This is a genomic window from Clostridia bacterium, assembly GCA_016887505.1.
Lineage (GTDB): Bacteria > Bacillota > TC1 > TC1 > UBA5767 > UBA5767.
Window position 1 is genome coordinate 1,750,642 of sequence record CP069393.1, and the last position, 25,048, is coordinate 1,775,689.

At 44.5% G+C, this 25,048-nt stretch carries 24 protein-coding genes and 1 other annotated feature; of the genes, 1 reads left to right on the plus strand and 23 read right to left on the minus strand.

Annotated features, from left to right (window positions below):
* Window positions 1–6: 6 nt before the first annotated feature.
* From leuD to JR334_08390, 20 genes are all read right to left on the minus strand, one after another.
* On the minus strand, window positions 7–504 hold the full coding sequence (gene leuD / locus JR334_08295) for a 3-isopropylmalate dehydratase small subunit (protein ID QRN84967.1): 498 nt from the start codon (window positions 502–504) through the stop codon (window positions 7–9).
* The gene (gene leuC, locus JR334_08300) at window positions 501–1,769 is read right to left on the minus strand and encodes a 3-isopropylmalate dehydratase large subunit (protein QRN84968.1); all 1,269 of its coding nucleotides are present in this window, start codon (window positions 1,767–1,769) and stop codon (window positions 501–503) included. The genes leuD and leuC overlap by 4 nt, the downstream gene beginning before the upstream one ends.
* Window positions 1,770–1,817: 48 nt before the next feature.
* Window positions 1,818–3,503 (minus strand): biosynthetic-type acetolactate synthase large subunit, encoded by a 1,686-nt coding sequence (gene ilvB / locus JR334_08305; GenBank protein QRN84969.1) that lies wholly within the window; start codon window positions 3,501–3,503, stop codon window positions 1,818–1,820.
* A gap of 9 nt (window positions 3,504–3,512) precedes the next feature.
* Window positions 3,513–4,022, minus strand: a complete 510-nt coding sequence (gene ilvN, locus JR334_08310; GenBank protein ID QRN84970.1) for an acetolactate synthase small subunit — start codon at window positions 4,020–4,022, stop codon at window positions 3,513–3,515.
* A gap of 13 nt (window positions 4,023–4,035) precedes the next feature.
* On the minus strand, window positions 4,036–5,724 hold the full coding sequence (gene ilvB, locus JR334_08315) for a biosynthetic-type acetolactate synthase large subunit (GenBank protein ID QRN84971.1): 1,689 nt from the start codon (window positions 5,722–5,724) through the stop codon (window positions 4,036–4,038).
* Window positions 5,717–7,375 (minus strand): dihydroxy-acid dehydratase, encoded by a 1,659-nt coding sequence (gene ilvD, locus JR334_08320; GenBank protein QRN84972.1) that lies wholly within the window; start codon window positions 7,373–7,375, stop codon window positions 5,717–5,719. Before ilvD ends, ilvB (JR334_08315) begins: the two co-directional genes overlap by 8 nt.
* Before the next feature lie 14 nt (window positions 7,376–7,389).
* On the minus strand, window positions 7,390–8,259 hold the full coding sequence (gene ilvE / locus JR334_08325; GenBank protein QRN84973.1) for a branched-chain-amino-acid transaminase: 870 nt from the start codon (window positions 8,257–8,259) through the stop codon (window positions 7,390–7,392).
* Between the two features lie 81 nt (window positions 8,260–8,340).
* Window positions 8,341–8,561: a binding site (T-box leader), on the minus strand.
* 148 nt (window positions 8,562–8,709) lie between these two features.
* Window positions 8,710–9,393 (minus strand): anaerobic ribonucleoside-triphosphate reductase activating protein, encoded by a 684-nt coding sequence (locus tag JR334_08330; protein ID QRN84974.1) that lies wholly within the window; start codon window positions 9,391–9,393, stop codon window positions 8,710–8,712.
* The gene (locus tag JR334_08335; GenBank protein ID QRN84975.1) at window positions 9,394–11,514 is read right to left on the minus strand and encodes a ribonucleoside triphosphate reductase; all 2,121 of its coding nucleotides are present in this window, start codon (window positions 11,512–11,514) and stop codon (window positions 9,394–9,396) included.
* 195 nt (window positions 11,515–11,709) lie between these two features.
* Window positions 11,710–11,934, minus strand: coding sequence for a NifU family protein (locus JR334_08340; protein QRN84976.1), 225 nt, complete (start codon window positions 11,932–11,934; stop codon window positions 11,710–11,712).
* A gap of 10 nt (window positions 11,935–11,944) precedes the next feature.
* On the minus strand, window positions 11,945–12,232 hold the full coding sequence (locus JR334_08345) for a NifU family protein (protein QRN84977.1): 288 nt from the start codon (window positions 12,230–12,232) through the stop codon (window positions 11,945–11,947).
* Between the two features lie 9 nt (window positions 12,233–12,241).
* Complete coding sequence (locus tag JR334_08350; protein QRN84978.1) at window positions 12,242–13,102, minus strand: diacylglycerol kinase family lipid kinase; 861 nt, start codon at window positions 13,100–13,102, stop codon at window positions 12,242–12,244.
* A complete protein-coding gene (locus JR334_08355; GenBank protein QRN84979.1) occupies window positions 13,102–13,680 on the minus strand; it encodes an indolepyruvate oxidoreductase subunit beta in 579 nt (192 codons plus the stop codon). Before JR334_08355 ends, JR334_08350 begins: the two co-directional genes overlap by 1 nt.
* On the minus strand, window positions 13,673–15,418 hold the full coding sequence (iorA, locus tag JR334_08360) for an indolepyruvate ferredoxin oxidoreductase subunit alpha (protein QRN84980.1): 1,746 nt from the start codon (window positions 15,416–15,418) through the stop codon (window positions 13,673–13,675). The genes JR334_08355 and iorA overlap by 8 nt, the downstream gene beginning before the upstream one ends.
* Window positions 15,419–15,429: 11 nt before the next feature.
* Window positions 15,430–16,734: a phenylacetate--CoA ligase gene (locus JR334_08365; protein ID QRN84981.1), complete on the minus strand. Its 1,305-nt coding sequence runs from the start codon at window positions 16,732–16,734 to the stop codon at window positions 15,430–15,432.
* Window positions 16,712–18,211, minus strand: a complete 1,500-nt coding sequence (locus tag JR334_08370; GenBank protein QRN84982.1) for a sodium:solute symporter — start codon at window positions 18,209–18,211, stop codon at window positions 16,712–16,714. The genes JR334_08365 and JR334_08370 overlap by 23 nt, the downstream gene beginning before the upstream one ends.
* 124 nt (window positions 18,212–18,335) lie before the next feature.
* Complete coding sequence (locus tag JR334_08375; protein ID QRN84983.1) at window positions 18,336–18,857, minus strand: cysteine hydrolase; 522 nt, start codon at window positions 18,855–18,857, stop codon at window positions 18,336–18,338.
* Complete coding sequence (locus JR334_08380) at window positions 18,858–20,042, minus strand: YgeY family selenium metabolism-linked hydrolase (protein QRN84984.1); 1,185 nt, start codon at window positions 20,040–20,042, stop codon at window positions 18,858–18,860.
* Between the two features lie 8 nt (window positions 20,043–20,050).
* The gene (locus tag JR334_08385; GenBank protein QRN84985.1) at window positions 20,051–20,560 is read right to left on the minus strand and encodes an ECF transporter S component; all 510 of its coding nucleotides are present in this window, start codon (window positions 20,558–20,560) and stop codon (window positions 20,051–20,053) included.
* Window positions 20,553–20,996, minus strand: coding sequence for a DUF1893 domain-containing protein (locus JR334_08390; protein QRN84986.1), 444 nt, complete (start codon window positions 20,994–20,996; stop codon window positions 20,553–20,555). The genes JR334_08385 and JR334_08390 overlap by 8 nt, the downstream gene beginning before the upstream one ends.
* 113 nt (window positions 20,997–21,109) lie before the next feature.
* On the opposite strand from JR334_08390, the gene JR334_08395 reads away from it, so the two are divergent.
* Entirely contained in the window at window positions 21,110–22,021 is a 912-nt protein-coding gene (locus JR334_08395) for a 4Fe-4S binding protein (protein QRN84987.1), read from the plus strand.
* Here JR334_08395 and JR334_08400 read toward each other — a convergent pair whose 3' ends face one another.
* From JR334_08400 to atpG, 3 genes are all read right to left on the minus strand, one after another.
* The gene (locus tag JR334_08400) at window positions 22,022–22,417 is read right to left on the minus strand and encodes a F0F1 ATP synthase subunit epsilon (protein ID QRN84988.1); all 396 of its coding nucleotides are present in this window, start codon (window positions 22,415–22,417) and stop codon (window positions 22,022–22,024) included. It lies immediately after the preceding gene.
* The gene (gene atpD, locus JR334_08405) at window positions 22,410–23,834 is read right to left on the minus strand and encodes a F0F1 ATP synthase subunit beta (GenBank protein QRN84989.1); all 1,425 of its coding nucleotides are present in this window, start codon (window positions 23,832–23,834) and stop codon (window positions 22,410–22,412) included. Before atpD ends, JR334_08400 begins: the two co-directional genes overlap by 8 nt.
* 351 nt (window positions 23,835–24,185) lie before the next feature.
* Entirely contained in the window at window positions 24,186–25,046 is an 861-nt protein-coding gene (gene atpG, locus JR334_08410) for an ATP synthase F1 subunit gamma (protein ID QRN84990.1), read from the minus strand.
* Window positions 25,047–25,048 lie beyond the last annotated feature (2 nt).

The window sequence follows — 25,048 nt, forward strand, 5'->3', positions numbered from 1 at the left end:
TTCCTCCTACTTATCCATCTTATTCTTTTTGATATAGTTCATCAGTCCACCTGCAGCAATCAGTTCCTGCATAAAGTCAGGAAACGGTACTGCCTGATAACTCTTGCCAGTCGTCATATCTTCAATAACACCACTCGTGGCATCTATTTTCACTTCATGGCCTTCCTCAATCGCTTCCGCGGCTTCTTTGGATTCAAAGATAGGCAAGCCAATATTGATTGAATTGCGATAGAAAATTCTGGCAAAGGAAGGAGCTATTACACCAGTAATGCCTGCAGCCTTTATACAAATAGGCGCATGCTCTCTCGAACTACCACAACCGAAATTCTTTCCGGCCACAATGATATCACCTTGGCCAACGATTTCAGCAAATCCAGCCCGGGCATCCTCCATGGCATACTTCGCCAATTCTTTCGGATCTGATGAATTAAGATATCTTGCCGGGATAATCTGATCTGTATCTACATCATCCCCAAATTTCCATACTTTACCTTGTAGAATCATTTGGAAAGCACCTCCTTAGGACCTGCAATCTTACCTTTTATTGCACTACATGCTGCTACCGCAGGGCTAGCCAAATAGACTTCACTCTCGGGGTGGCCCATACGTCCAATAAAGTTTCTGTTTGTTGTGGAAACTGCGCGCTCACCCTTGGCTAAAATCCCCATATGTCCTCCCAGACAAGGGCCACAAGTTGGAGTGCTCACAATCGCACCCGCATCCAAGAAGATATCAAACAAGCCTTCATGCATAGCCTGACGATAAATTTCCGGTGTACCAGGAATCACGATGCAACGTATATGGGAAGCAACCTTTTGTCCCTTTAGAAACTCAGCTGCAATCCGCAGGTCAGAAATTCTACCATTCGTACAGGACCCGATGACGACTTGGTCAATTCGAATATCTCCCACTTCAGAAATGGGTTTGGTATTCTCAGGCAAATGTGGGAAAGCAACTTGAGGCTCTATTTTAGAACAGTCATATTCTATAACCTTAGCATACTCCGCATCTGCATCCGATTGGTAAACCACTGCTTCCCGTTTAAAACGACCATTCACATACTCCATGGTTTTCTCATCAGCGGCAATAATTCCGTTCTTACCACCTGCCTCGATAGCCATATTGCACATGGTAAAGCGGTCGTCCATGGGCAGATTATCGATAACCGGACCCGTAAACTCCATGGCCATATAACGAGCGCCATCAACTCCAACATCCCCGATTGTGTAAAGAATTAAATCCTTACCACTCACGTGGGGTTGCAACTCACCCTTATAGACAAACTTAATGGATTCTGGCACCTTGAACCAAGCTTCACCAGTAATCATACCAGCAGCCATATCTGTAGAACCCACGCCAGTAGCGAAAGCACCTAGGGCGCCATACGTACAGGTATGGGAATCCGCACCAATAATAGCATCCCCTGGCCCTACCAATCCTTGTTCCGGCAAGATACAATGCTCAACACCCATCTGTCCAAGCTCGAAAAAGTTCTCAATCTCATGTTTGTTAGCGAACTCTCTTACCTGTTTAACCTGCTCAGCAGATTTAATGTCTTTATTCGGTGTAAAGTGGTCCGGCACCAAACAGATCTTGCATTTATCGAAGACTGTTTCAGAGCCAACCTTCTCAAACTCATTAATTGCAACAGGAGAAGTAATATCATTACCCAACACAATATCCAGCTTCGCATTAATCAGCTGACCCGGTTTGACTTCGTCAAGTCCGGCATGTGCGGCTAAGATTTTCTCCGTAATGGTCATACCCATCTTAAATCCTCCTACTATTCCTTATTCAAATTACATAGCTACTAAATCTTAATCAACTTCGTTAAAACTAACCATCTCATCCAAGCCTTTTTTTCCAGGCACGAATGGAAATACCATTTCCTCATTACTAACGATACACTCAATCAAGGTAAGACCTGGAGAAGCCAAAGCCTGCTTCAACTTGTCTTCCATTTCTTCTTCCGTCTCAATTCGGAAAGTTTTAGCACCGTACGCTTGCGCCAACATGCAAAAATCAGGATTTGCCGTAAAATCAATCCCGGAATATCGCTTGCCACATTGGAAATGTTGCAACTGCTTTACTAGCGACAAACTCGAGTTGTTCATCAAAAGAATCTTTATTGGAAGGCAATGCTCAATGGCCGTTGCCATCTCTGGTAAATTCATCTGAAAACTACCGTCTCCCGTTATGCAGATTACCAACTGCTTTGGATCTGCCATCTGTACTCCGATGGCTGCCGGCAACCCATATCCCATGGTTCCCAATCCACCAGAAGTAATGAAGCTTCTTTCCTTTACAAAACCATAATGAAGTGCTGTCCACATCTGATGTTGGCCTACATCCGTAGTCACCACAGCACGATCACGAGTCAACTCTCCCAATTTTTCAATAATTTTTTGGGGCTTCAAATCTGCTTCATTGCCATACTGGTCCTGCATAGGATGTGTCTGCTTCCATTCAGCTACTTGCTTAGACCAAGGCGCATGTTCTTGCTGGGTCATCGCATCGTTTAAGTCCTTCAGAATGATTTTTACATCACCAACTATTGGTACGTCGGCACGTACATTTTTTCCAATCTCCGCCGGGTCAATATCTATATGTATAATCTTCGCTTGTTTAGCAAATTTGGCCACAGACCCTGTTGCCCTGTCACCAAAACGAGCACCAAGGGATATCAACAAATCACAATGGGACACTGCATAGTTTGCCGCTGGCCGTCCATGCATGCCCAACATACCAAGCGCACGCTCATTTGTCTCCGGGAAAACGCTGATTGCATTTAGGGTTGTTACTACGGGTGCATCAATGCACTCCGCAAATTGCAATAACTCTTTTCCTGCTCCAGCATATTGCATCCCGCCACCAGCTAAAATCAATGGTTTAGAGGCTTTCCCCAACGCCTTAACAATCTTCTTAATCTGGGAATTATGGCCCTTATAGGTCGGCTTGTATCCCTTAATATTTACAACTATTTCGTCTGGATGCTCAATCATGGTATCCGCAACATCCCTAGGAATATCAACTAGTACCGGGCCAGGACGACCAGTCGAAGCAACATGAAATGCCTCCGCGATAATTCGTGGTAATTCATTGGCATCCTTGACCAGATAATTGTGCTTGGTTATCGGCATGGTAATGCCGGTTATGTCTACTTCCTGGAAAGCGTCCGTTCCAATCATTGGTGTAGACACCTGACCTGTGATCGCCACAATAGGAACCGAGTCCATGTAGGCAGTCGCCAGGCCTGTCACCAGATTGGTAGCGCCTGGACCAGAAGTTGCCAAGCATACACCAGTACGATTCTTCATCCGCGCATAGCCAGATGCCGCATGTGGCGCAGCCTGCTCATTTCTAACCAAAACATGCTCAATATTATCGTTCTTCAAAATAGCATCATATAGGGGAAGCACTGCTCCACCAGGATAACCAAAGATTACTTCCACGCCTTGGTCTTCCAATATTTTCATTAGGCTTTCCGCCGCTTTCATTTTCATGGTATCCTCCTAGTGGGATTTTTTGTTGTGCTTGGGATTCTTGATCCCCCGCACCATGGCAATCTGACCAGTTCGTACAAAATCACGAATGCCAAAAGGTCTCAAAGTGTCCTCAATCGCATCGAGCTTACCTGCTTCACCCGTTGCTTCAATAATCATGGTATCCTTGCCGATATCCACTACTCTAGCGCGGAAGATGTCCACGAACTGCAAGATTTCCATTCTAGCCTTCGCATCGGAACAGTTGACCTTAATGAAAATCATTTCCCGTGCGATAAATTCTTTGTCCGTAATGTCGGTTAGCTTAATAATGTCAACCAATTTGTTCAACTGTTTGCAGACCTGCTCTATGACCACTTCATCTCCTGAAACTACGATGGTCATCCTAGATACATCTGGGTCATCCGTTTCTCCAACTGCTAGACTGGAGATATTGTAACCCCTTCTAGCAAACAGTCCAGCGATTCTCGTCAGGACGCCCGGCTTGTTCTCAACCAATACAGACAATGTATGTTTCATCTTATTTACCTCACTATTTCAACATGTTATTCAATGAGCCACCAGCGGGCACCATAGGGAATACGTTCTCCTCCGATTCAATGGCAATATTCAAAAGGTAGGGTCCATCATGAAGAAGCGCTTCTTTTATTGCATCCTCAACTTCTTCTGGATTCATAACCATGCGGCCTCTGATTCCATACGCCTCAGCAATTCTCACAAAATCAGGTTTGTCTGAAAATACAGTACAGGCATAGCGCTTATCCATAAATAAGTCCTGCCACTGACGCACCATACCTAGACACCCATTGTTCAAAATGACAATCTTAATCGGAAGGTTTAGTTCCTTAACGGTTTGCAATTCTTGGATATTCATTTGGAAAGAGCCATCACCTGCCAAACAAAGAACCGTTTTGTCTGGGTGAGCCAGTTGTACTCCGATCGATGCAGGAAAACCAAAGCCCATCGTGCCTAGTCCCCCTGAAGTAACAAACTGCTCCGGAGTCTTTACCTGCAAAAACTGCGCACTCCACATCTGATTCTGCCCTACTTCTGTCGTTGCAAAACATTCGCCCTTCGTTAGTCTATTGATGGTTTCCAATACGTACTGTGGTTTGATGACATCTTTTTGTTCATAGGAAAGCGGATGAGACCTCTTCCAATCTCCCACTCGATCATGCCATTGCGTGATATCCTTCCGATCTTCCACTTCTCCCAATCTTTGAAGGAACAATTGTGTTACTTCTTTGGCATCACCATGAACAGCGGAACTAGTCGGTACGATTTTATCAATCTCAGCATCATCAATATCCACATGAACCACACTGGCATTTTTAGCAAAAGTAGACAACTTTCCAGTAACTCGGTCATCAAAACGAACACCGATACCCAAAATCAAGTCGCACTCTGAAAAAGCATAATTGGCATATGCGGTACCATGCATTCCCACCATACCAATATTCAGTTCATGGTCATCTGGTATAACGCCTTTGCCCATCAGGGACCAAGAAACCGGCATATTTAGCTTTTCAGCCAAAGCCAATACTTCCTTAGCCGCGCCTGCATTTCTAACACCACCACCTACAAACATAATCGGACGTGAAGCGCTACAAATCATTTTTAGTGCAGCATCTACTTCAGCCATATCAATATTCGTCTCAACTGCGTAGCCGGGGAGGTCCATCTCGGGCGGATAAATAAAATCAGCCATTTCCTGGGTAACATCCTTCGGAATATCAATCAAAACCGGTCCAGGACGTCCAGTCGTAGCTATATGAAAGGCCTCCCGGAAGATGCGTGCTAGGTCCTTAATATCTTTCACAAGATAGCTGTACTTGGTTATGGGTATGGTTATACCCACAATATCTGCCTCCTGAAAGCTATCCTTACCCAGCAGAGACCTTCCCACTTGGGCTGTTATAGCAACGAGGGGCACCGAATCCATATAGGCATTGGCTAAACCAGTCACCAGATTGGTCCCGCCCGGTCCAGAAGTTGCTAGAACAACGCCAGGTTTTCCTGTAGTTCTAGCATAGCCGTCCGCGGCATGAATGGCCGCTTGCTCATGTCTAGTCAATATATGGTTTATCTCTTTTTCGTCGTAGAGAGCATCATAGATGACCATGTTGGCACCACCAGGATAACCAAACATGGTATCGACGCCTTCTGCTTTCAAAGCTTCAACGACGATTTGCGCACCTCGGATGTTTTCTATTTTAATCATTGAACACCGCCCCCGTATTCGCAGAGGTCACCATCATAGCATAGCGCTTGAGATAACCTGTCTTAATTGGCGGTTCCTTGGCAACAAACTGTTTTTCTCTTTGGGCCAATTCCGTATCATCCACCAATAAATCGATGCTGTTATTGGGAATATCGATTGAAATCATATCTCCCTCTTTGACCAACCCAATCGGACCTTTTGCTGCTGCCTCAGGCGATACGTGGCCAATACAAGCACCTCTAGTTGCCCCAGAGAAACGTCCATCTGTAATCAATGCAACTTCCTTATCCAAACCAATACCGGCTATGGCTGCAGTAGGTGTCAACATTTCGCGCATTCCCGGTCCTCCTTTTGGACCTTCATACCGGATAACCACGACATCTCCCGAAACAATTTTGCCCGCATTAATCGCTTCAACACAGTCTTCTTCCGATTCAAAAACGCGGGCTGGGCCTTTGTGGGTCATCATTTCCGGAGCTACTGCACCTTTTTTAACTACACAGCCATCCGGTGCCAAAGAACCCCAAAGAATAGCTAGACCACCATCTTGGCTGTATGCTGTTTCCTTGGTACGAATTACTTCTCTGTCTGTGATGACAGCTTGATCCAAATTATCCTTTATACTACCGGATACAGTAGGCAGCGAAGTATCCAACAAGCCTTGGCTAGCCAGTTCCTTCATAACACCTTGGATGCCACCCGCGTAATACAATTCCTCAATATGTGTATCTGATGCTGGAGAAAGCTTGCAAATTTGAGGTGTAATCTTTGACATCTCATTAAACTCCTCAAAGCCCATCTTAATACCAGCTGCATGAGCAATGGCCGGGATATGCAATGCTGTATTCGTAGAACATCCTAATGCCATGTCCACCTTAACTGCATTTCTGAAAGCTGCCTCCGTCATAATATCTTTTGGCTTAAGGTCTTGCTTCAGCAAATCCATAATTCTCATGCCTGCATGTTTGGCCAAACGAATCCGTTCCGAAAAAACCGCAGGAATTGTACCATTGCCAGGTAGAGCCATTCCGATGGCTTCTGTTAGGCAATTCATGGAATTGGCCGTGAACATACCTGAGCAGGAGCCACACGTAGGACAAGCTTCATTTTCCATTTGCAAAAGCTCTTGTTCGGTCATTTTGCCAGCATTCACACTACCAGCTGCCTCAAACATATTTGACAAACTGATTGATTTTCCTTTATGTCTGCCAGCCAACATAGGTCCACCAGACACGAAGATCGATGGAATATTAACATTGGCTGCAGCCATCAACATGCCCGGTACCACCTTATCGCAGTTGGGTACGAAGACCAAAGCATCGAAAGGATGTCCCGTAGCCATAATTTCTACCGTATCAGCAATCAGTTCACGGCTAACCAAGGAATATTTCATACCCTTATGGTTCATGGCGATACCGTCACACACGGCGATGGTATGAAATTCCAGCGGGGTTCCGCCAGCCATCCGGACACCGGCCTTAACCGCTTCCGAAATTTTATCGAGGTTAATATGCCCCGGTACGATTTCGTTATGGGAATTAACGATTCCGATAAGAGGTCTTGCAATCTCTTCTTCCGTCAATCCGCTGGCTTTAAGTAATGATCTATGTGGGGCTTTGTTAACGCCGCATTTGGCGATATCACTTCTCATGGTTTACTCCTTATCTAGAAGATTTCAGGGCCGTCTATTTTGGTCAGCTCGCCGAAATCAGCATTTAACATCATTGTTGTCTCACCGGGTGTACCGTCACCGATCTGACGTCCATCCACGGATACGACCGGGATAACTTCTGCAGCAGATCCTGTTAGAAAACACTCATCTGCATTATATACATCATGACGTGTAAGCAAGGCTTCCTTAACTTTGAGACCTCTTTTTTCCGCAAGTTCCATTACGGTATTGCGCGTAACACCTTCCAAGGCACCAACGGAAGATGGTGGGGTTAAAAGGGTACCTTTTTTCACCAAGAACACGTTATCGCCTGTAGCCTCCGCCACGTATCCTTCATTATTCAGCATCAATGCTTCAGCACAACCCATTTGTACTGCTTCAATCTTCGCTAAAATGTTGTTCATATAGTTAAGAGACTTAATTCTGGGGTTTACACCTTCAGAAATATTTCTTCTAGTTGCAACAGTACTAATCTTCAACCCTTTTTGGTATAACTCAGCCGGGTATAGTTGAATGTCAGCCGCAATACAAATTACACTTGCTTTGGGACATTTATTAGGATCTAAACCCAAATCTCCAACACCACGGGTCACCAACAAACGGATATACCCTTCACGCAAATCATTCTTACGCATGGTCTCCAAAACCACTTCTGTCATCTCATCCTTGCTCATCCCGATATTCAGCATAATGGACTTTGCGCTTTCATATAAGCGGTCAATATGCTCTTCCATCTTGAAAACACGGTTGTGATAGGCGCGAATGCCTTCGAATATTCCATCACCATACAATAGTCCATGATCAAAAACAGATACTACTGCTTGCTCTTTTGGTACATACTTTCCATTCAAATAAATAATCATGACATTCCTCTTTCCTTCAATATTGAAACCTAGAAACAAAACTGAAATTTAATTTAAAAAAAATCCCGCCACTGGGCTTATGCCAGGGGCGAGATATTATTCACGCGGTACCACCCTGCTTTCATCACTCACAACGTCAATCAACGTCTAAGCTATAACGGGCCCTCCCGTTCGACCTTACTTAATTGGGGCCGACAGTTCGAAAGTGATATCTATCTTGGGAATTCGTACCGGCTTACACCAAAGCGCCGGCTCTCTGAAACTCGTTCTGCAAGTAGACTTGTCTTTCTCATTACCTTTAGATGAATCGCAATACTATTACTGATTGAAACAAGTATAGATTTAACTCCCTTGCCTGTCAAGTAAATTATCAAAACTTCTCACCAACTACACACAATTATATCACAGAAAACCCAAAGTGCGGGTGGGCCATCAGGCCACCCGCACTTTCTATCTAATTAATACAGTTTCTATATGCTCACCAAGCTCTTCTTGCAAAAGATTCAGTTCCTCTGGCGCATAGGAAGTAAATTTTCCAACGCCAGCTAGCACTTCCTCATTATCCTTGAAACGCTGCAAGGCATATCGCTTGGCCCCATGAATTTCCTGTCCTATCTTACGGATGTCCGCAAGACTCAACAATTCCTTCGCTACTGTGGTTCTAAACTCATACCCTATACCGGAATCCATCAGTATCGCTTCGCTTTCTTGGATGTCTTGAATGGATACAATGGCCGCCGCAACTTCTCCATATTTCCGTAGTGGCGCTTTAATATCCATCGCAACGTAATCCACCAATCCCTTGCCTATCAATTGTCTTAGCATTTTCGGGTTTGTGCCATTCGTATCCAGTTTTAGAGGCAGTCCCCAAGTTTTAAGCCAAGCCAAAAATTCCGGCAAATCCTTGTGAATAGTAGGTTCACCTCCAGAGACGACAATGCCATCCAGATATTTCTTCTTCTTATCCAAAAAATTCTGAATATAGGAAGATTCTGTATCACCACTAGCATTCAAAACTAGTTCTGAGTTATGGCAGTAGGGGCAGCGAAAATTACAACCCCTCGTGAAGAAAACAGTAGATACCTTATCTGGGTAATCAATAAATGAACTCTTCAAATGACCCCCAATAATCATCTATACAGCTTCCTTGTCATTCTTCTGAGCTCTATTTAAGCTAAGTTCAGTCTCAAATTCAACTCGTTGCTTATACTCTTCCTTTTTACCTTTGTTCCATGACTTAACTGGGCGGAAGAAGCCGACCACTCGAGTCCAAACTTCCGTTTCCATCCCACAGTCGGGACATACTGGCTGTTCACCACGCAGATAGCCATGGTTGGGACAAATGCTGTAGGTTGGCGTAATGGTTATATACGGGATCTCTGAATTTTGGAATGCTTTTTTTAGAACCGATTTAACCGTCTCGATACTTTCGATTTCCTCCCCGATAAAGGCATGGAAGACCGTACCACCTGTATAGCGAGTCTGTAAGGGTTCTTGCAATTCCATCGCCTCAAAAATATCATTCGTATGGCCTACAGGCAACTGCGTGGAATTGGTGTAGTACACCTCATCTTCTCCTGCGGTCACAATATTCGGATAAATTCGCTTGTCGATTCTAGCAAAGCGGTAGGCCGCACCCTCTGCCGGAGAAGCTTCTAGGTTCCATAAAGTACCCGTCTCTTCTTGGTAGATTCCAATAACCTTGTTCATGAAATCCATAATCTCTATCGCAAATTCCTGGCCCTCTTCCGTCGTAATGTCTTCACCAAGCAGGTTAATACAAGCCTCATTCATACCATTTAAGCCTATGGTATTAAAGTGGTTCTTGAAGTACTCTCCTTGTACATCCTTCACACCTTGGAGATAAAAACGGCTATAAGGATATAGACCTGACTCCATGTATCCCTCAAGCATCTCACGTTTGGCTTCACAGATGCGTTTACCTTTTTCCATTAGTACACGTACCCGTGACTTGAATTCCTCCACTGAATTGGATAAATATCCAATGCGGGACATATTTAAAGTTACAACATTGATGCTACCTGTTAGAGGATTGGCACCAAACAAACCACCACCACGTTTTCTGAGCTCTCGGTTGTCTAGTCTTAGTCTGCAGCACATGCTACGGATGTCTTCTGGTTTCATATCCGAATTTACAAAATTGGCAAAATACGGAGTTCCAAATTTACGAGTCATCTCCATCACTGCATTCGAAACATCGGAATCCCAAGGAAAATCATCCGTTATATTGATGGTTGGGATGGGGAAGCTAAAGCTTCGACCTGCTCCGTCGCCTTCCATCATTACTTCACAATAGGCTGTATTAAACATATCCATTTCTTTTTGGAACTCACCATACGTGCGATCCTTGCGTTCTCCACCAATCAAAACTTTCTCGTTTTTGAGAAGGGGATGCGCTACAATATCCAAGGTGATGTTGGTAAACGGAGTTTGAAATCCTACACGAGTCGGAATGTTCAGATTAAACACAAAGCTTCGTACTGCACGTTTTACTTCCTCGTAGCTCAACTCATCATAGGCAATAAAGGGAGCCACATACGTATCTAGTGAGGAAATAGCCTGTGCACCAGCCGCTTCACCCTGCAAGGTATACAACCAGTTTACAATTTGTCCCAACAGAGCACCCAGGTGTTTTGCTGGTCTAGATTGAATCTTGCCGACAGCCCCTTGGAAACCGTTTATGAGAAGTCCTTCAAGATCCCATCCGCAACAATACGGAGCCAACAGTCCCAAATCATGTATGTGTAAATCTCCACCCACGTGAGCATCTCGTATATCTTTTTCATAAATCTTATTTAGCCAATATTTTTTGGTAATCGAATCTACAATATGGTTATTCAGTCCTTGGAGGGAAAAGCCCATATTTGAATTCTCGTTAACCTTCCAGTCAGCTAGTGAAATATAATCATCCACCATGGATTCAGCATCAAGGAATAGGTTCTTCGCTTCACGAAGTTCAGAATGCTTCTGGCGATATAGGATAAACGCTTTGGCAGTCGATGCACGACCATCTTCAATCAGCACCTTTTCTACCATATCCTGAATATCCTCAACGCTTGGGATGCCAAACCCAAACACTTCTACTACAATATTTTGGACCATTTCTGCTAATTCTCTCGCCTTATCCTTGTCTTCGCTGCCCACAGACTCTGCAGCACTAAAGATGGCTCTCTCAATTTTAGTAATGTCAAAATCCACGATGTCGCCATTCCTTTTTTGCACTCTGGTTATCATATTACCCTCCATATTGTAGAATTATTTATTCTTGAAACACTATATATAGTGTTTCCTGTTCTCATAATACATCATCATGTGTAGCAATGCAATAGAGCAGCTCTCATTATTTTCCTTATATAGTAGTTATTTATGCAAAAAAATAAGCCCGGTACTATATCTAGTACCAGGCCTACTTATTCTTATACGATAATGCTATTTCACTTCAACTACTTCTTTAACTTCTGGGATTTCTGCCTTTAACACACGCTCTACACCATTCTTCAGTGTCAGAAGAGCCATAGGACATCCACCGCAGGCACCTTTCAACTTCACTTCAACAACACCATCCTCGGTGATATTAATCAGTTCAATATCTCCACCATCAGCTTGCAAAGACGGTCTAATCTTTTCTAATACTGCTTCTACACGTTCTTTCATTTCTTTCTCCTTAAAATAAATTTTTAAAATACCCTTTAAAACCTTTTTCCCGGGGTGTCTCCCAAACGATCATTTCTATCTTCTGGTAAAGTTCAATTTCAGAATCGTTGCGAAGGACATAATCCAAAAGACGTTTCAACGTCTCCCGCGTCCTCGGTTTGTTATTCTTGCTGCCTTTGATCTTCAAAGTAACTATTCCATCATCCGTAACTTCCACAATCTGGAAGTCTGCACCATCTGCTTGAATGTCTGGACGAATATCCAACAGTCTCTTTTCGATAAGCTCCTTGTTATCCATTGATTTCTCCTATGCCAGAATATGTAGTTTCTTAGGACAAATCTCAAACACCACAGATTTGCCTCTAAACACTTCACCATCCTGATGATAAAGCATATCATCTTTACTTGAAACACTCAAGGTTGTTCTGTCTAACATGGTAACAAACTCTTCATCACCATGTTTGCCGGCCAAAACCTTGCGCAAATACTGAAGCCTTTTCAAAAATCCGATGTTTTCAATGATGGAAAAACTTAGTAATCCATCTGCATTGTCCGCTTCCGGTACCACCGGAATGCCACCACCTAAAAATGGACCATTACCTGCCGTCAAACAAAGGATATTCTTTCTTTCCGTTTTTTCATCGTACTGAATGTCCACCGTTAGTCCCGGGTAGAAAAAAAGATTTTTAAAGACGGCAATCAGGTAGGCCAACTTGCCCTGAATAAGGCCGCTGCGATGATTCACATCATCCGTTACCTTTGCATCATACCCTATTCCTGCGCCATTGACAAAATATTCGTGGCCAATTTTGCCTAGATCAATAGTTTTTAATTGTTTTTTGCCAAGTACTTCCAAGGCTTTTGCAGGGTCCTCTGGGAGACCTAGAGAACGTGCTAAATCATTACCGGAACCTGCAGGCAAAATGCCCATCTTACAGTCTCCAGACACACTTCCTTGCAACGCTTCGTGAAAAGTACCGTCTCCACCCACCACAATCAAGCACTTGTGGGGATTTTTCGTAGCGATGACCTCCGCATGGTCCTTGCCTTTGGTAAAGACAACTTCCGCTCCAGGAAACAGTTCCATAGCCCGTTCACTCAATTTGCTCCATACCTTAGCAGCTCGTTTTCCCCCTGCATTTGGATTTACAATAAACAGTATATCCATTATCCCTGGTAGCCATAGCCCCTGCGGAAGGCCCTAAGATTCAAATCTAGAAACTTCTGAGGCACTGTGCTCTCAAGCGCTTCTTCCCATATAGCCATATCGTGACCAAGATTCTTGGCGAGAGCACCCAGTAGCACTACATTGGTGGCTTTCTGGTTGCCTTCTTCCCGGGCCATATCTATAGCAGGAACCTCGATGAGTTCCTCACCAACAAAAGCAGCTTCGATATCCTGGGGATAATCGACTGCCCCCATAATAACTGGCATCGGGTCAATTTCTTGATCATTGACCACCATTTTGCCACCTTTTTTCAAAAACTTAGCCCATCTGAGCGCCTCTAGTTTTTCAAAGCCAATGATGATGTCCGCGGTGCCCTCAGCAATTACGGGTGCATAAACTTTATCACCATAACGCACTTGAGTTACTACGGAACCGCCTCTTTGACTCATTCCATGAATTTCAGAAACCTTTACATCCGCAGCAATTCTTTGAGCCACAAAAGCCAAGATTCTCGACGCCAAAATGGTACCCTGTCCACCTACACCAACAATCAAAATATTTACCGTTTTATTACTCATTGTCATTCACCTCACTGATGGCACCAAATGGACATACGTCAACACACACACCGCATCCGTTGCAAAGCGAAATGTCGATGGTTGGCTTATCTCCTTTGAAAACAATGGCTGGGCAACCCAGCTTAGCACACAGGCCACACGCTCTGCATACGTCCTGGTCAACATTCACTACGTTGCCAGATGGTGCACAACCTTTTAGCAGAACACAAGGCCGTCTAAAGACGATTACAGAAGTTTCTGCAGCCGAAGTTTCTTCTTTAAGTGCCTGTTCTGTTGCTTTCAAATCATAGGGATCAACCACACGAACCCGTTTAATGCCCATAGCCTCAGCAACTTTCACTACGTCAATTTGACTACCATCACCCTGGCTCAAGGTCTTTCCTGTAGTCGGATTATCTTGGTGCCCTGTCATGGCTGTTGTGGAATTATCCAAAATTAAGATGGTGGAAGTACCACCGTTATACACTACATCAGCCAGTCCCGTCATACCAGAATGCATAAAGGTAGAATCACCAATTACGGCTACGGTATCTTTAACAAAGTCCCGGCCTCGTGCGAGTTCCATACCATGAGACACTGGAATTGACCCGCCCATGCAAACGCAAGTATCCATCGCGGAAAGTGGGGGAGCTGCACCTAAGGTATAACAGCCTATATCCCCAGTTACTCTGAGTTTCAGTTTGTTGATTATGAAATAAATACCACGATGAGGACAACCCGGGCAAAGTACCGGAGGCCTTACCGGGATACCTTCACGACCAGCTAGGGCCGCTTTTTCTCTGGGTATATTCAACTTTTCAGCAATCAGTTCCGGACTGAACTCGCCAACACGTGGAAATAGATCTTTGCCAATAACGGAAAGTCCCCAAGCCTTCAGCTGATCTTCCACCACGGGTTCTAATTCTTCAATCACATAGCATGTTTCAACCTGATTTACAAAACTACTAATCATCTTCTTAGGTAGTGGATAACTAAAGCCCAACTTAAGTACGCTAGCCTCGGGCATAACTTCCTTAACATACTGGTAAACAGCACCCGAAGCGATGATACCTACTTTTTTGTCGCCCCATTCAATCCGGTTCATGCTGGTTGTTTCTGCATACTCAGCCAGTTTCTCTCTTCTGGCTTCTACTACAACATGTCGCAGCTTACCGTGTGCCGGCAACATGACATTCTTTTTAGCATCCTTAACGTAGTCCTTTAAGGGAATATCCAGTCTTTCCTTCTGTTCTACCAAGGATTGTGAATGTGCAATTCGAGTAGTTTCACGGAACAAAACCGGTGTGTCGAATTTCTCAGAAATCTCATACGCTTCCTTAATAAAGTCAATCACTTCTTGGCTATCCGACGGTTCGATTAGAGGAATTTGAGCAAAACGAGCAAATATGCGGTTATCTTGCTCATTTTGGGAGCTGTGCATTCCAGGGTCATCGGCTGTAACCAAGACTAATCCACCATTCACCCCCATATACGTAAAGGTCATCAAGGGATCGGCTGCTACATTGACACCCACATGCTTCATCGCTACTAGCGTTCTAGCACCTGCTATTGAAGCCCCGATTCCGACTTCCATCGCAACCTTCTCATTGGGTGACCATTGAGAGCGAATTTCATCATACTTGGCTACATTTTCAAGAATTTCCGTGCTGGGTGTTCCCGGATAGGCCACACCTACCCGAACGCCAGCTTCATAGGCTCCTCTTGCGATGGCCTCGTTACCTGTCATCAATGTTTTCATATTTCTTCTCCTTATTTTCTATCTCTCTTATCTACAATTCTCTTTGCTTTTCCTACAAAGCGTTCCAATGATCTGGGTTCTAGCAATTTCACCTTGGCCTTAATACCCAATATAGTCTTTAATCTGTGTGCTAGGTCGCATTCGATATCCTCCAGCACCTTATAATCATCGCTAAAAGCATGTTCGACCATTTCTACCTGCACTTCCAAGGCATCCATATATCCTTGGGTTGTCACGACCAGTTGATACTGAGGCGCCACACCTTTAGTAGATACGATAACACTCTCAATCTGACTAGGAAACACATTGACACCACGAATAATGAGCATATCATCCGTGCGTCCTCGAACCTTGCTCATGCGGGCAGTCGTTCTACCACAAGCACATGGCTCTTTGGTAATCGTCGCTAAATCCATCGTACGATATCTAAGCAAGGGCAAAGCCTGCTTGGTAATAGCCGTAAATACCAGCTCTCCCACTTCACCATCTGGCAGCACTTCTCCGGTGTCCGGATCGATTACCTCCGCAATAAAATGGTCTTCATTGATATGCATACCATTTTTCTGCATGCATTCGCCAGAAACTCCTGGACCGATTAGTTCACTCATTCCGTAGTTGTCTGTGGCTTCGACATTCCAACGTTTTTCAATTTCGACACGCATCGCATCAGTCCAACCTTCTGAACCGAATAAGCCCCATTTAAGCTTCAAGTCTTCTCTTGGGTCGATTCCCATCTTTTCTGCAACTTCCAACATATAGAGTGCATAGGAGGGAGTACAGATAAGACCAGTCGCTTCAAAATCATGCATCAGCATAATCTGTTTTTCAGTATTTCCCGATGAGGTTGGTACTACCGTTGCCCCTATTTTCTCTAATCCATAATGCATACCGAAGGCTCCAGTGAAAAGACCATACCCAAAGGCTACCTGAACCGTAGATTCTGCTGTTACGCCTCCTGCACTTAGGACTCGAGCTGTCAATTCACTCCAGGTTTCTAGGTCTTGAGCTGTATAGCCTACCACGGTAGGTTTGCCCGTAGTACCAGAGGATGCATGAACACGCACCAACTCTTTTTTCGGTACTGCGAATAAACCAAACGGATAGTTATCTCGTAAATCCGCTTTATAGGTCATGGGAAGATTACGCACATCAGCCAAGGATTTCACATCGCCCGGCAAAAAGCCAATCTCATCCAGTTTATTTTTATAAAATGGCACATGATCGTAAACATGCTGCACCGTACTTTTAAGACGGGCTAATTGCAGTGCTTCCAGTTCTTCCCTATCCATGGTTTCATATTTCTTGTTCCAAATCATATCCTTTTTCCTCTTCATCTTTATAAATTTTATCCAAATATTCTGTTGGCAACGGCCAGCTGAAATAGCTTACCACCGGTACGACCAACAAAGGTAATACTATAGCCGCTGCGCCAATGGTAGGAATAAGCGGTGACTTGGTACCAACCAACAGTGCACCTATGCACATAATGCCAAGTCCCGTCAAAAGACCTGCCCAAGCACCCGCTCGGGTAGTCCTACGATTGAAGAGTCCATATATATACGGGGCTAAAAACGACCCCGCCATGGCCCCCCAAGAAATACTCATAAGATTAACGATGGCTGTCGGGTAAAGTGCAATGAGTACCGAGCATGCAATGAACACGACACAGAGCACCCGCATCAATAAGACCACTTTTCTTTTTTCAATCTCCTTGAAAAAGGTTTGCTCCACTAGATCAATTGCAATAGCAGAACTAGCTACCAACACGAGGGCCGCTAGTGTCGACATGGAAGCAGCAAGCACCAAGAGAAGTAGTAACACTACGCCCCACTCGGGCATGGCCGCCACCAACATTTTGGGCATCACCATATCAAAGTTTACTGCCCCATCAATAATCGGCAGGGTGTTATCTAAAAATAGTCTTCCAAAAGCACCTGTAAAATAGGCTCCAAAAGCAATTACACCAGCAAAAATGGTGGACACAACCGTAGCCGGCAAGACTGCTTTTTCATCCCGAATGGAATAAAACTTTTGGGTCATCTGAGGCAATCCCCATACACCGAGTGATGTCAAAATAACCAGTGAGGCCAAGGAAATTATTCCTGGAGGTCCCACGGTTGCAGTAAGTTGAGGATCAATCTCGCTTAGTTTGGCTATACCAACAGAAAAACTACCACCGAGCTGCGTTGAGTGGCCCACATAAAAAAGGAGCACAAACACGCCAAAGATCATCACGATGCCCTGAACTAAATCGGTCAAGGTCAAAGCAAAGTAACCGCCCAAGGTTAGATAGACTGCGGTCAGAACAGCAATAAACAATAGAGCATAAATAAATGGAATATTGAATACTTGCTCAAATAGATAGGACAAGCCCATATAAACAGATGCCGAATACGGCACCATAAATACAAATATAATAATGGCGGAAACCACCTTCATTTTAGGTGCATTATAGCGTTTCTCCAAAAAAACCGGCATAGTCAAAGCACCAATCCTGTTGGTTATGGTTCTCGTAGGTTTAGCCAATACTGTCCAAGCCAGCATTGTACCCACTACCGCATTGCCCAAGACAACCCAAAGTCCGGACAAACCAAAACCCCAGCCAATCTTGCCTGCGTAACCTATGAAAATTACAGCGCTGAAGTAGGAGGTGCCATAAGCAAAAGCCGATAGCCATGGCCCTATGGTCCTGCCGCCTAAAAAGAAATCATCTACGTCCTTCGTTTTCTTAGATGAGTAGTAGGCGATGGTAATCAAGAGCAAGACGTATGCCCCAACGACAAAAATTTTCATATGATATCCTCCAAAATACGTAGTAATGTTTGACCCATTTCTAAATTCTATCAAATATAGAGGGAATATCAAGTGAAAGCAACAAAACAGGCGGACCAAGACCCGCCTGTTTCATCCTACCAACTTACACTAGTTCAGCACCCAATACCGATTCCATCTGTGTAAGAGCAAATTCATGTGCCGCCTCATCAAACGAAGCTACACCTTCACGGTATACCACCGTCCGGATATCCCTATTCCTCAGTTCCTCAACTGTATATAGCACACAGATATTAGTACAAACACCTACTACATGAACCGTAAGGTCTTTTCCTTTTCTCAAGCTGTCCAGTATATCCTCTAGTTGTGTGCCATAGAAAGCACTGTAGCGTTTTTTATGAATCAGGCGGTCACCCTCTTCCATTAGTCCCGCCAAAACCTTTGCTCCCTTTGTACCTTTAACACAATGAGGTGGGAACATGTCAAACTCCTTGTCATCCGGTTCATGGCTATCTGCCACAAAAAGCACCGGTGCCCCCTTGGTTCTAAACTGAGCAATCTTATCTCTAACAAAGGGAACCATCTTTTGAGAGGCCGGCCCACAATAGAGAGCGCCATCCTCCTTAATGAAATCATTCAGCATATCGATTACCAGAAGTATCTCCATTTATCGTTTCCACTCCTTCCCCAAATGTTGCATCAGTAGCAAATATCCTTTAGCACCACGATATAGATTTTCCACATCAATGTATTCATCCACCGTATGTGCCTGAACTTCATTTCCAGGACCATATCCCAGAGTAGGAATATTTTTAGCCCCAGCACTCGCACTACCATTGGTACAAAAATCATAGGTCCCTAGTCCCTCGAGTAATCCGTCTTTCGATAACAAACTGCAGGCCGCCTCCTTCCAAGGCTCTTCCTTGTCGTAGTTCCAGGCAGGTGCAAATCGCACCCCACCCAATTCTCGTCCGGTCCACGTCAAAACGTCGTTGGGCCTAATGGATAATTCGTATTTCACCTCATCCTTATGGTGTGAAAGAAGTTCTTCTATTTGTGCTAGTACCTGTTCTTGGGTCTCACCTGGCAAGAGTCTTCTGTCAAAGGTCACCTCACAAAGCTCTGGCACCACAGACGCTCCTGGATAGGGGCTAGAGATAATATCTGTTAGTTCTAGTATCGCCTCTCCTAACACGGGATGACGATTGGGTACATAGGCCTCCATACTCTTTAGGAGTAACATCATTTTCTTAACTGCGTTGATTCCAATTTGAGGACTAGCGCTGTGTGCCCGTTTGCCCATGGTTTTTAGTGAAATCTCCGCCCTGCCTCTTTGACCAGTATTGACGCGAAGTCCTGTCGATTCCCCAATAACCACTAGGTCAGGATGAATTGTTGCCAATACACCCATAAGTGAAATGCCCTCGGCTACTTCCTCATCCACAGTACCACTTACCGTAACGCTACCCCGCAGTTTTTCTCTGTCAATGCAGCCAGCCGCATACACCATGGCGCCAAGGGCACCTTTCATGTCTGAAGTTCCCCGTCCATATAGACGCCCGTTTCGAATCTCTCCTGCAAAAGGGTCTAGTTGCCAGTCTGATGGATTGCCGATCTCTACTGTATCTAAATGCCCATCAAAAAGAAGTGAGGGTCCAGCATGGTTACCATGAATTGTTCCCATTAGGTTTCCCATTTCATCAATTTTCACTTCATCAAAGCCCTGTTTTTTCATATACTTTTCAAGAAAGTCTACCAGTTTTTCTTCATTCCCGGTATAGCTGGGAATGCGAATCATCCCCTGAACCAATTCCAGTAATTCTGCCTTATCTACAGCATACACCTTATTCATTTTTCCTCCTATTTAGCTTGTAAAATCATTCCTATTCTTTGAGACATAGATGGCAGCCATAGAATCTGTATCAGGATTCCAGGCAGACCCATAACGAAAATAAGACCAACAATTCCCATCAAGTCAAATGTAAACCCCAACAGCTGCGCCATAATCCAGGTTCCGCCTATTCGGGCCGCTCTAGATAGAAGCATGGCGAAGATAAGTCCTAGTCTGCTTGAACCCATGCGCTGTCTTAATAGCGCTAAACTAACACCCAGTACCGATAGTTCAATCACCATCAAATAATTCAGTGGAAATATCGGCATACCTGTTAAGACAGAAGATGCAAGGGGTGTAATAATACCTAAGGCTAGGCACCAGCCCGGCGGAAGCAAATAACCTGCCAAAACCATGCCGATATGCATGGGTAGAAAAACCGCACCCCAGTTACCCAAGACATGGAAAAGCCACGGCAGAATAAGACCCATTGCTAAAAGTAGCGCAGAAAAAGTGATATTCCGACCCAACTTATTCATGCGCATCACCACGCAATTTTTTTAGGGTAGTCTGAATTAGCATGAGCGCTTCATTCGGCTCATTTGTAGAACGTACGGCATATTCAAGCGGGCAAGGACCATTTTTCTCACGGTTAATAATTCCATCCACTAGATGATCATATTGTAGGAAAATACCAGCATCACTAAGCACAGTTTTAGCCTGAGCGCTTACGGTCAGGCCATACACTGCTTCCACGCCAAGTAGTACAAACAATAGTGCAGCAGCCTTGCCTACTACCTTATCGGCAATAACCCCCCCACAAAGTTCTACCTTGTTTGTAACTAATTCTAGTCCTGGGGCTACCCCTTTCTTGCTCGAAGAGTAGATTTTCCCCACACTGTCTATCGCCACAAAACTAAGGTTCTCATCAATCAAACTATTCTTGGCCCTCAACAGGGCATTTTGTATGTCCATAAAATTAGTATACTCTATCAGGATAACAATTCAACCATGGCAATGAACTATCCCAACACCTCCTCCTCTGCTATACTTATATAAGAAACATTTCATGTGAAAGAAGGAACCCGATGAAGAAAAGTAAAGAAAATAATAAGAAGGCACAAGGCATTCAAGTTGCCATCGTTTACTTCAGCCCCAGTGGTTCCGCTAAAAAAGTAGCGGAAGCATACCAAAAAGAATTCCACACACTTGGCTCAAAATGCCAAATGTTGCCACTCGCCCGGAGCAAAGAAGTTTTCGATAAGAATGATGCTTCTGCCTTTTGGAAACAACTTGAGCCTTGCGATTTATTGTTGGTCGGTGGCCCCATATACATCAAGCACATGCAATATCACCTCTTGGACCTTATTTATGAGGCCCCCTTCGCCAATACAAACGGGATTAAAAACTATGCTGCTGTTTTTTCCACCTTTGGCAAAGTTTCTAGTGGTGTAGGGCTAGCCGAAACAGCTCGAATTTTATCTAGGAAAGGATATAGTGTGATTAGTGGACTAGACGTTGATAGTCTGCATAGCGCTACCCGTTTACTAGCTGAGCCTGTAAGTCAGGGACTTCCTGGAGCAGAACTTGATGCCTGGATTAAGACTTCCGTAAAAAGCATGCTCGATACCGTCCAAAAACGCAAAAAAGGCAGTTTAGACCTTATCCTCAGCCAAAGCTATGATGATTTTCCAGAGTTAAAAGATGAAAAATCCGTTTTAGCAAGCTATCCCACGGTAACCTTTGATGAGACTAAATGCATCGCGTGCGGACGTTGCGTCAAATCCTGTCCCACACTAGACCTGACATTGGATGCCAGCATTCCAACACACCGAGAAGAATCCCATTGCATCCACTGCACCAACTGTCTAGTTGTTTGCCCTGAAGACGCTGTAATCTTGCCCTTAGAAAATCGCAGCAAACTAGTTTTAGGTCTATTAAAAAAACAACGACTGGAACCCTCAAGTCCCAGTCGAACAAAGCTATATCTATTAGGTTAGTTACTCAGCCACCGTGATGCGAGCCAGCGCTTTTCTTAGTGCTGCCTCCATCTTAAGGTGTTCTTCTTCACTCAAGTTTTTCCGCAAATTTCCAACCGCTTTTTCTTTTGCCTTTCTGGCCCTTGCTACATCAATATCTTCTCTTGACTCAGCTGTATCCACCAGAACAGAAACCTTGTTTTCAAAGATCTCCAAAAATCCACCACCGACCGCTACCTTAGTCATCTTTTCATTAAGCCTGTAGCGCAGAACACCAATATCTATACACGCAATCATCGGGGCATGTCCCGCTAGTATGCCGAAATCCCCCTCAATGCCTGGCGCTCGAACTGCATCGACTTCTTTTCTAAGAAATAGTTTGTCTGCTGATACGATTTCCAACAGCAACTTATCCATGGTTCTCACTCTCCATTAGCTTGGCCTTGGCTTCTGCCTCTTGGATGTTCCCTACCATATAAAATGCATCCTCAGGCAGGTGGTCCCAGGTCCCTTCTAGGATTTCTGCAAACCCCTTAACGGTTTCTTCTAGGGGCACGTAGCACCCTTTGATACCTGTAAAGGTCTCCGCCACATGAAACGGTTGGGAGAGGAATTTCTGAATTCTTCTAGCCCGCTTAACCAAGACCTTGTCATCATCGCTCAACTCATCCATACCCAAAATTGCAATGATGTCTTGAAGGTCCTTATAGTGCTGCAACATTTCTTGAACTCTTCTAGCAATCTTATAGTGTTCTTCCCCCACAACACCAGGGTCTAGTTTCCTTGAGGTAGATTCTAGAGGATCTACCGCAGGATAGATACCCTGTTCAACAATCTGACGCGAAAGTACCGTCGTCGCATCCAAATGGGCAAAGGTTGTGGCTGTCGCAGGGTCTGTCATATCATCTGCAGGCACATATACCGCTTGCACTGAAGTAATCGATCCCTTATCTGTGGAAACGATGCGCTCTTGCAATTCGCCCATCTCGGTAGCCAAGGTTGGTTGATACCCTACCGCCGAGGGCATCCGGCCTAGCAAAGCAGACACCTCAGAGCCAGCTTGGGTAAAGCGAAAGATATTATCGATAAAGAGCAACAAGTCTTGAGACATATGGTCTCTAAAATACTCAGCCATAGTCAATCCGGTCAACCCCACCCTCATCCGGGCACCAGGGGGTTCATTCATTTGGCCAAAAACCAGTGCCGTCTTATCGATAACACCAGAATCATTCATCTCTCTCCAGAGGTCGTTGCCTTCTCTGCTACGCTCGCCCACTCCAGCAAAAACAGAATACCCACCGTGTACAGCAGCTACGTTATGAATCAGTTCCTGGATCAATACCGTTTTACCAACACCGGCACCACCAAAAAGACCAATCTTACCACCCTTCGCATAGGGTGCCAACAAATCAATCACTTTGATGCCCGTCTCTAAGACTTCTTTGGATGGTCGGATATTCTTGAATTCTGGTGGTTGTCTATGAATGGGCAACATAATTTTCGATAGGGATGGTCCTAATTCGTCAATGGGTTCACCTAGTACATTGAACATCCGTCCTAGATTCTTTTCCCCTACGGGTACCGTGATGGGCGCGCCACTGTCTACAGCAATCATGCCCCGCACCAAGCCTTCTGTTGCTGTCAGTGAAACACAACGCACCATGTTGTTTCCCAATTCTTCCATGACTTCCATCGTTGCAGATACCTGAGCTGGATATTCCTCCTCTTGGTATTCACTTTTCACGGTAATGGCATTGTAGATATTGGGAATCTTATCTTCAAATTGCACATCCACAACGGGTCCAATGATGGCAATAATTTTTCCTTTATTCATCTAATATTCATGCAGGACACACCAGGTGGAGGTGAGAAAGGAGTACTCTACACTCCTTAACCCTGCTTCCCCTTTCTTAAAAGAATCTATCACTACAACCGTATTGGACTAGCCAATTATCTTTACTGCCGCTGCCTCAAATAAAATCGATACCAAAATCTTGATCCATTTAGGATCAGTCCAGAAAATAAGATTACAACTGCAACCAATCGGTCATGAATCGTTCGCGATGAAGAAAACCTTCTTCCTTTCGCAAAAGAGTATACATACCCTCCTTAGTATGTTAGATATCTGAAGTACACAATGAGCTAAAAAATAACGGTAATACAACTATTCGGAATGGAGCTTTGTTCATCGTTGTTTTTTTTGGGCTTCCACGCCGCCTACCAGTTCTGCCAATTCATTGGTAATTTGCTCCTGCCTAGCCCGGTTAAGGTTGAGCTTAAGGTCATGGATTATATCATCCGCACTCTGGGTTGCTCCTTCCATAGCAGCCATACGAGCCGCATGCTCGCTAGCTCTTGCTTCTAGCATAGCTCGAAAGGTTTCTGTTTCCATATATTTTGGAAGGATTTTTTGCACCACACGTTTAGATTCAGGTTCGAAAATATACTCTACATCCTTATGTAGGTTGGAGTCGACCGGAATGGGTAGAATCTGGTCAAATATGGGGTCTTGGGTCACAGCAGAAACAAAGCGGTTATACACCAGATTGACCTCTTTGTAACCTTCATCTACAACCAAATGGCCCAAAGCATCTGCCAAGATCCGAGCGTCCTGGTAGCTGGGTTTCTCTTCATAAAGAAAACCAACCAATTCCCTAGCCTGAGGATATTCCTTGAAATACTCTCTGCTCTTCTTACCCAAGGGAAAAAGCACAATTTCTTCTTGGCTCCGTTCAGATAGCACCTGGTCCATAGCCTTGTTCAAGTTAATGTTATAGCCGCCACATAAACCACGCTCCGAAGAAAACAACACATAGGCCACTTTGCCTTCTTTTCTGTGCTCCAACAAAGGATGATCATAATGATTCTCATCTTGATATAAATGAGCAGCAATCAGCTTTATCTTATCAGCATATGGCCTGGCCTCAAGCACTTGTTGCTGGGCTTTCGCCAGTTTCGCTGCGGAAATCATACGCATCGCGCGCGTGATTTTCTGGGTATTCTCAATGCTTTTGATGCGGGAACGAATATCCCGGATACTCTTCATAT

What these genes read in the sequence shown, in the direction of transcription:
- leuD (QRN84967.1), bottom strand. Translation starts at nt 504, where the DNA reads ATGATTCTACAAGGTAAAGTATGGAAATTTGGGGATGATGTAGATACA.
- leuC (QRN84968.1), bottom strand. Translation starts at nt 1,769, where the DNA reads ATGGGTATGACCATTACGGAGAAAATCTTAGCCGCACATGCCGGACTT.
- ilvB (QRN84969.1), bottom strand. Translation starts at nt 3,503, where the DNA reads ATGAAAATGAAAGCGGCGGAAAGCCTAATGAAAATATTGGAAGACCAA.
- ilvN (QRN84970.1), bottom strand. Translation starts at nt 4,022, where the DNA reads ATGAAACATACATTGTCTGTATTGGTTGAGAACAAGCCGGGCGTCCTG.
- ilvB (QRN84971.1), bottom strand. Translation starts at nt 5,724, where the DNA reads ATGATTAAAATAGAAAACATCCGAGGTGCGCAAATCGTCGTTGAAGCT.
- ilvD (QRN84972.1), bottom strand. Translation starts at nt 7,375, where the DNA reads ATGAGAAGTGATATCGCCAAATGCGGCGTTAACAAAGCCCCACATAGA.
- ilvE (QRN84973.1), bottom strand. Translation starts at nt 8,259, where the DNA reads ATGATTATTTATTTGAATGGAAAGTATGTACCAAAAGAGCAAGCAGTA.
- JR334_08330 (QRN84974.1), bottom strand. Translation starts at nt 9,393, where the DNA reads ATGATTATTGGGGGTCATTTGAAGAGTTCATTTATTGATTACCCAGAT.
- JR334_08335 (QRN84975.1), bottom strand. Translation starts at nt 11,514, where the DNA reads ATGATAACCAGAGTGCAAAAAAGGAATGGCGACATCGTGGATTTTGAC.
- JR334_08340 (QRN84976.1), bottom strand. Translation starts at nt 11,934, where the DNA reads ATGAAAGAACGTGTAGAAGCAGTATTAGAAAAGATTAGACCGTCTTTG.
- JR334_08345 (QRN84977.1), bottom strand. Translation starts at nt 12,232, where the DNA reads ATGGATAACAAGGAGCTTATCGAAAAGAGACTGTTGGATATTCGTCCA.
- JR334_08350 (QRN84978.1), bottom strand. Translation starts at nt 13,102, where the DNA reads ATGGATATACTGTTTATTGTAAATCCAAATGCAGGGGGAAAACGAGCT.
- JR334_08355 (QRN84979.1), bottom strand. Translation starts at nt 13,680, where the DNA reads ATGAGTAATAAAACGGTAAATATTTTGATTGTTGGTGTAGGTGGACAG.
- iorA (QRN84980.1), bottom strand. Translation starts at nt 15,418, where the DNA reads ATGAAAACATTGATGACAGGTAACGAGGCCATCGCAAGAGGAGCCTAT.
- JR334_08365 (QRN84981.1), bottom strand. Translation starts at nt 16,734, where the DNA reads ATGATTTGGAACAAGAAATATGAAACCATGGATAGGGAAGAACTGGAA.
- JR334_08370 (QRN84982.1), bottom strand. Translation starts at nt 18,211, where the DNA reads ATGAAAATTTTTGTCGTTGGGGCATACGTCTTGCTCTTGATTACCATC.
- JR334_08375 (QRN84983.1), bottom strand. Translation starts at nt 18,857, where the DNA reads ATGGAGATACTTCTGGTAATCGATATGCTGAATGATTTCATTAAGGAG.
- JR334_08380 (QRN84984.1), bottom strand. Translation starts at nt 20,042, where the DNA reads ATGAATAAGGTGTATGCTGTAGATAAGGCAGAATTACTGGAATTGGTT.
- JR334_08385 (QRN84985.1), bottom strand. Translation starts at nt 20,560, where the DNA reads ATGAATAAGTTGGGTCGGAATATCACTTTTTCTGCGCTACTTTTAGCA.
- JR334_08390 (QRN84986.1), bottom strand. Translation starts at nt 20,996, where the DNA reads ATGGACATACAAAATGCCCTGTTGAGGGCCAAGAATAGTTTGATTGAT.
- JR334_08395 (QRN84987.1), top strand. Translation starts at nt 21,110, where the DNA reads ATGAAGAAAAGTAAAGAAAATAATAAGAAGGCACAAGGCATTCAAGTT.
- JR334_08400 (QRN84988.1), bottom strand. Translation starts at nt 22,417, where the DNA reads ATGGATAAGTTGCTGTTGGAAATCGTATCAGCAGACAAACTATTTCTT.
- atpD (QRN84989.1), bottom strand. Translation starts at nt 23,834, where the DNA reads ATGAATAAAGGAAAAATTATTGCCATCATTGGACCCGTTGTGGATGTG.
- atpG (QRN84990.1), bottom strand. Translation starts at nt 25,046, where the DNA reads ATGAAGAGTATCCGGGATATTCGTTCCCGCATCAAAAGCATTGAGAAT.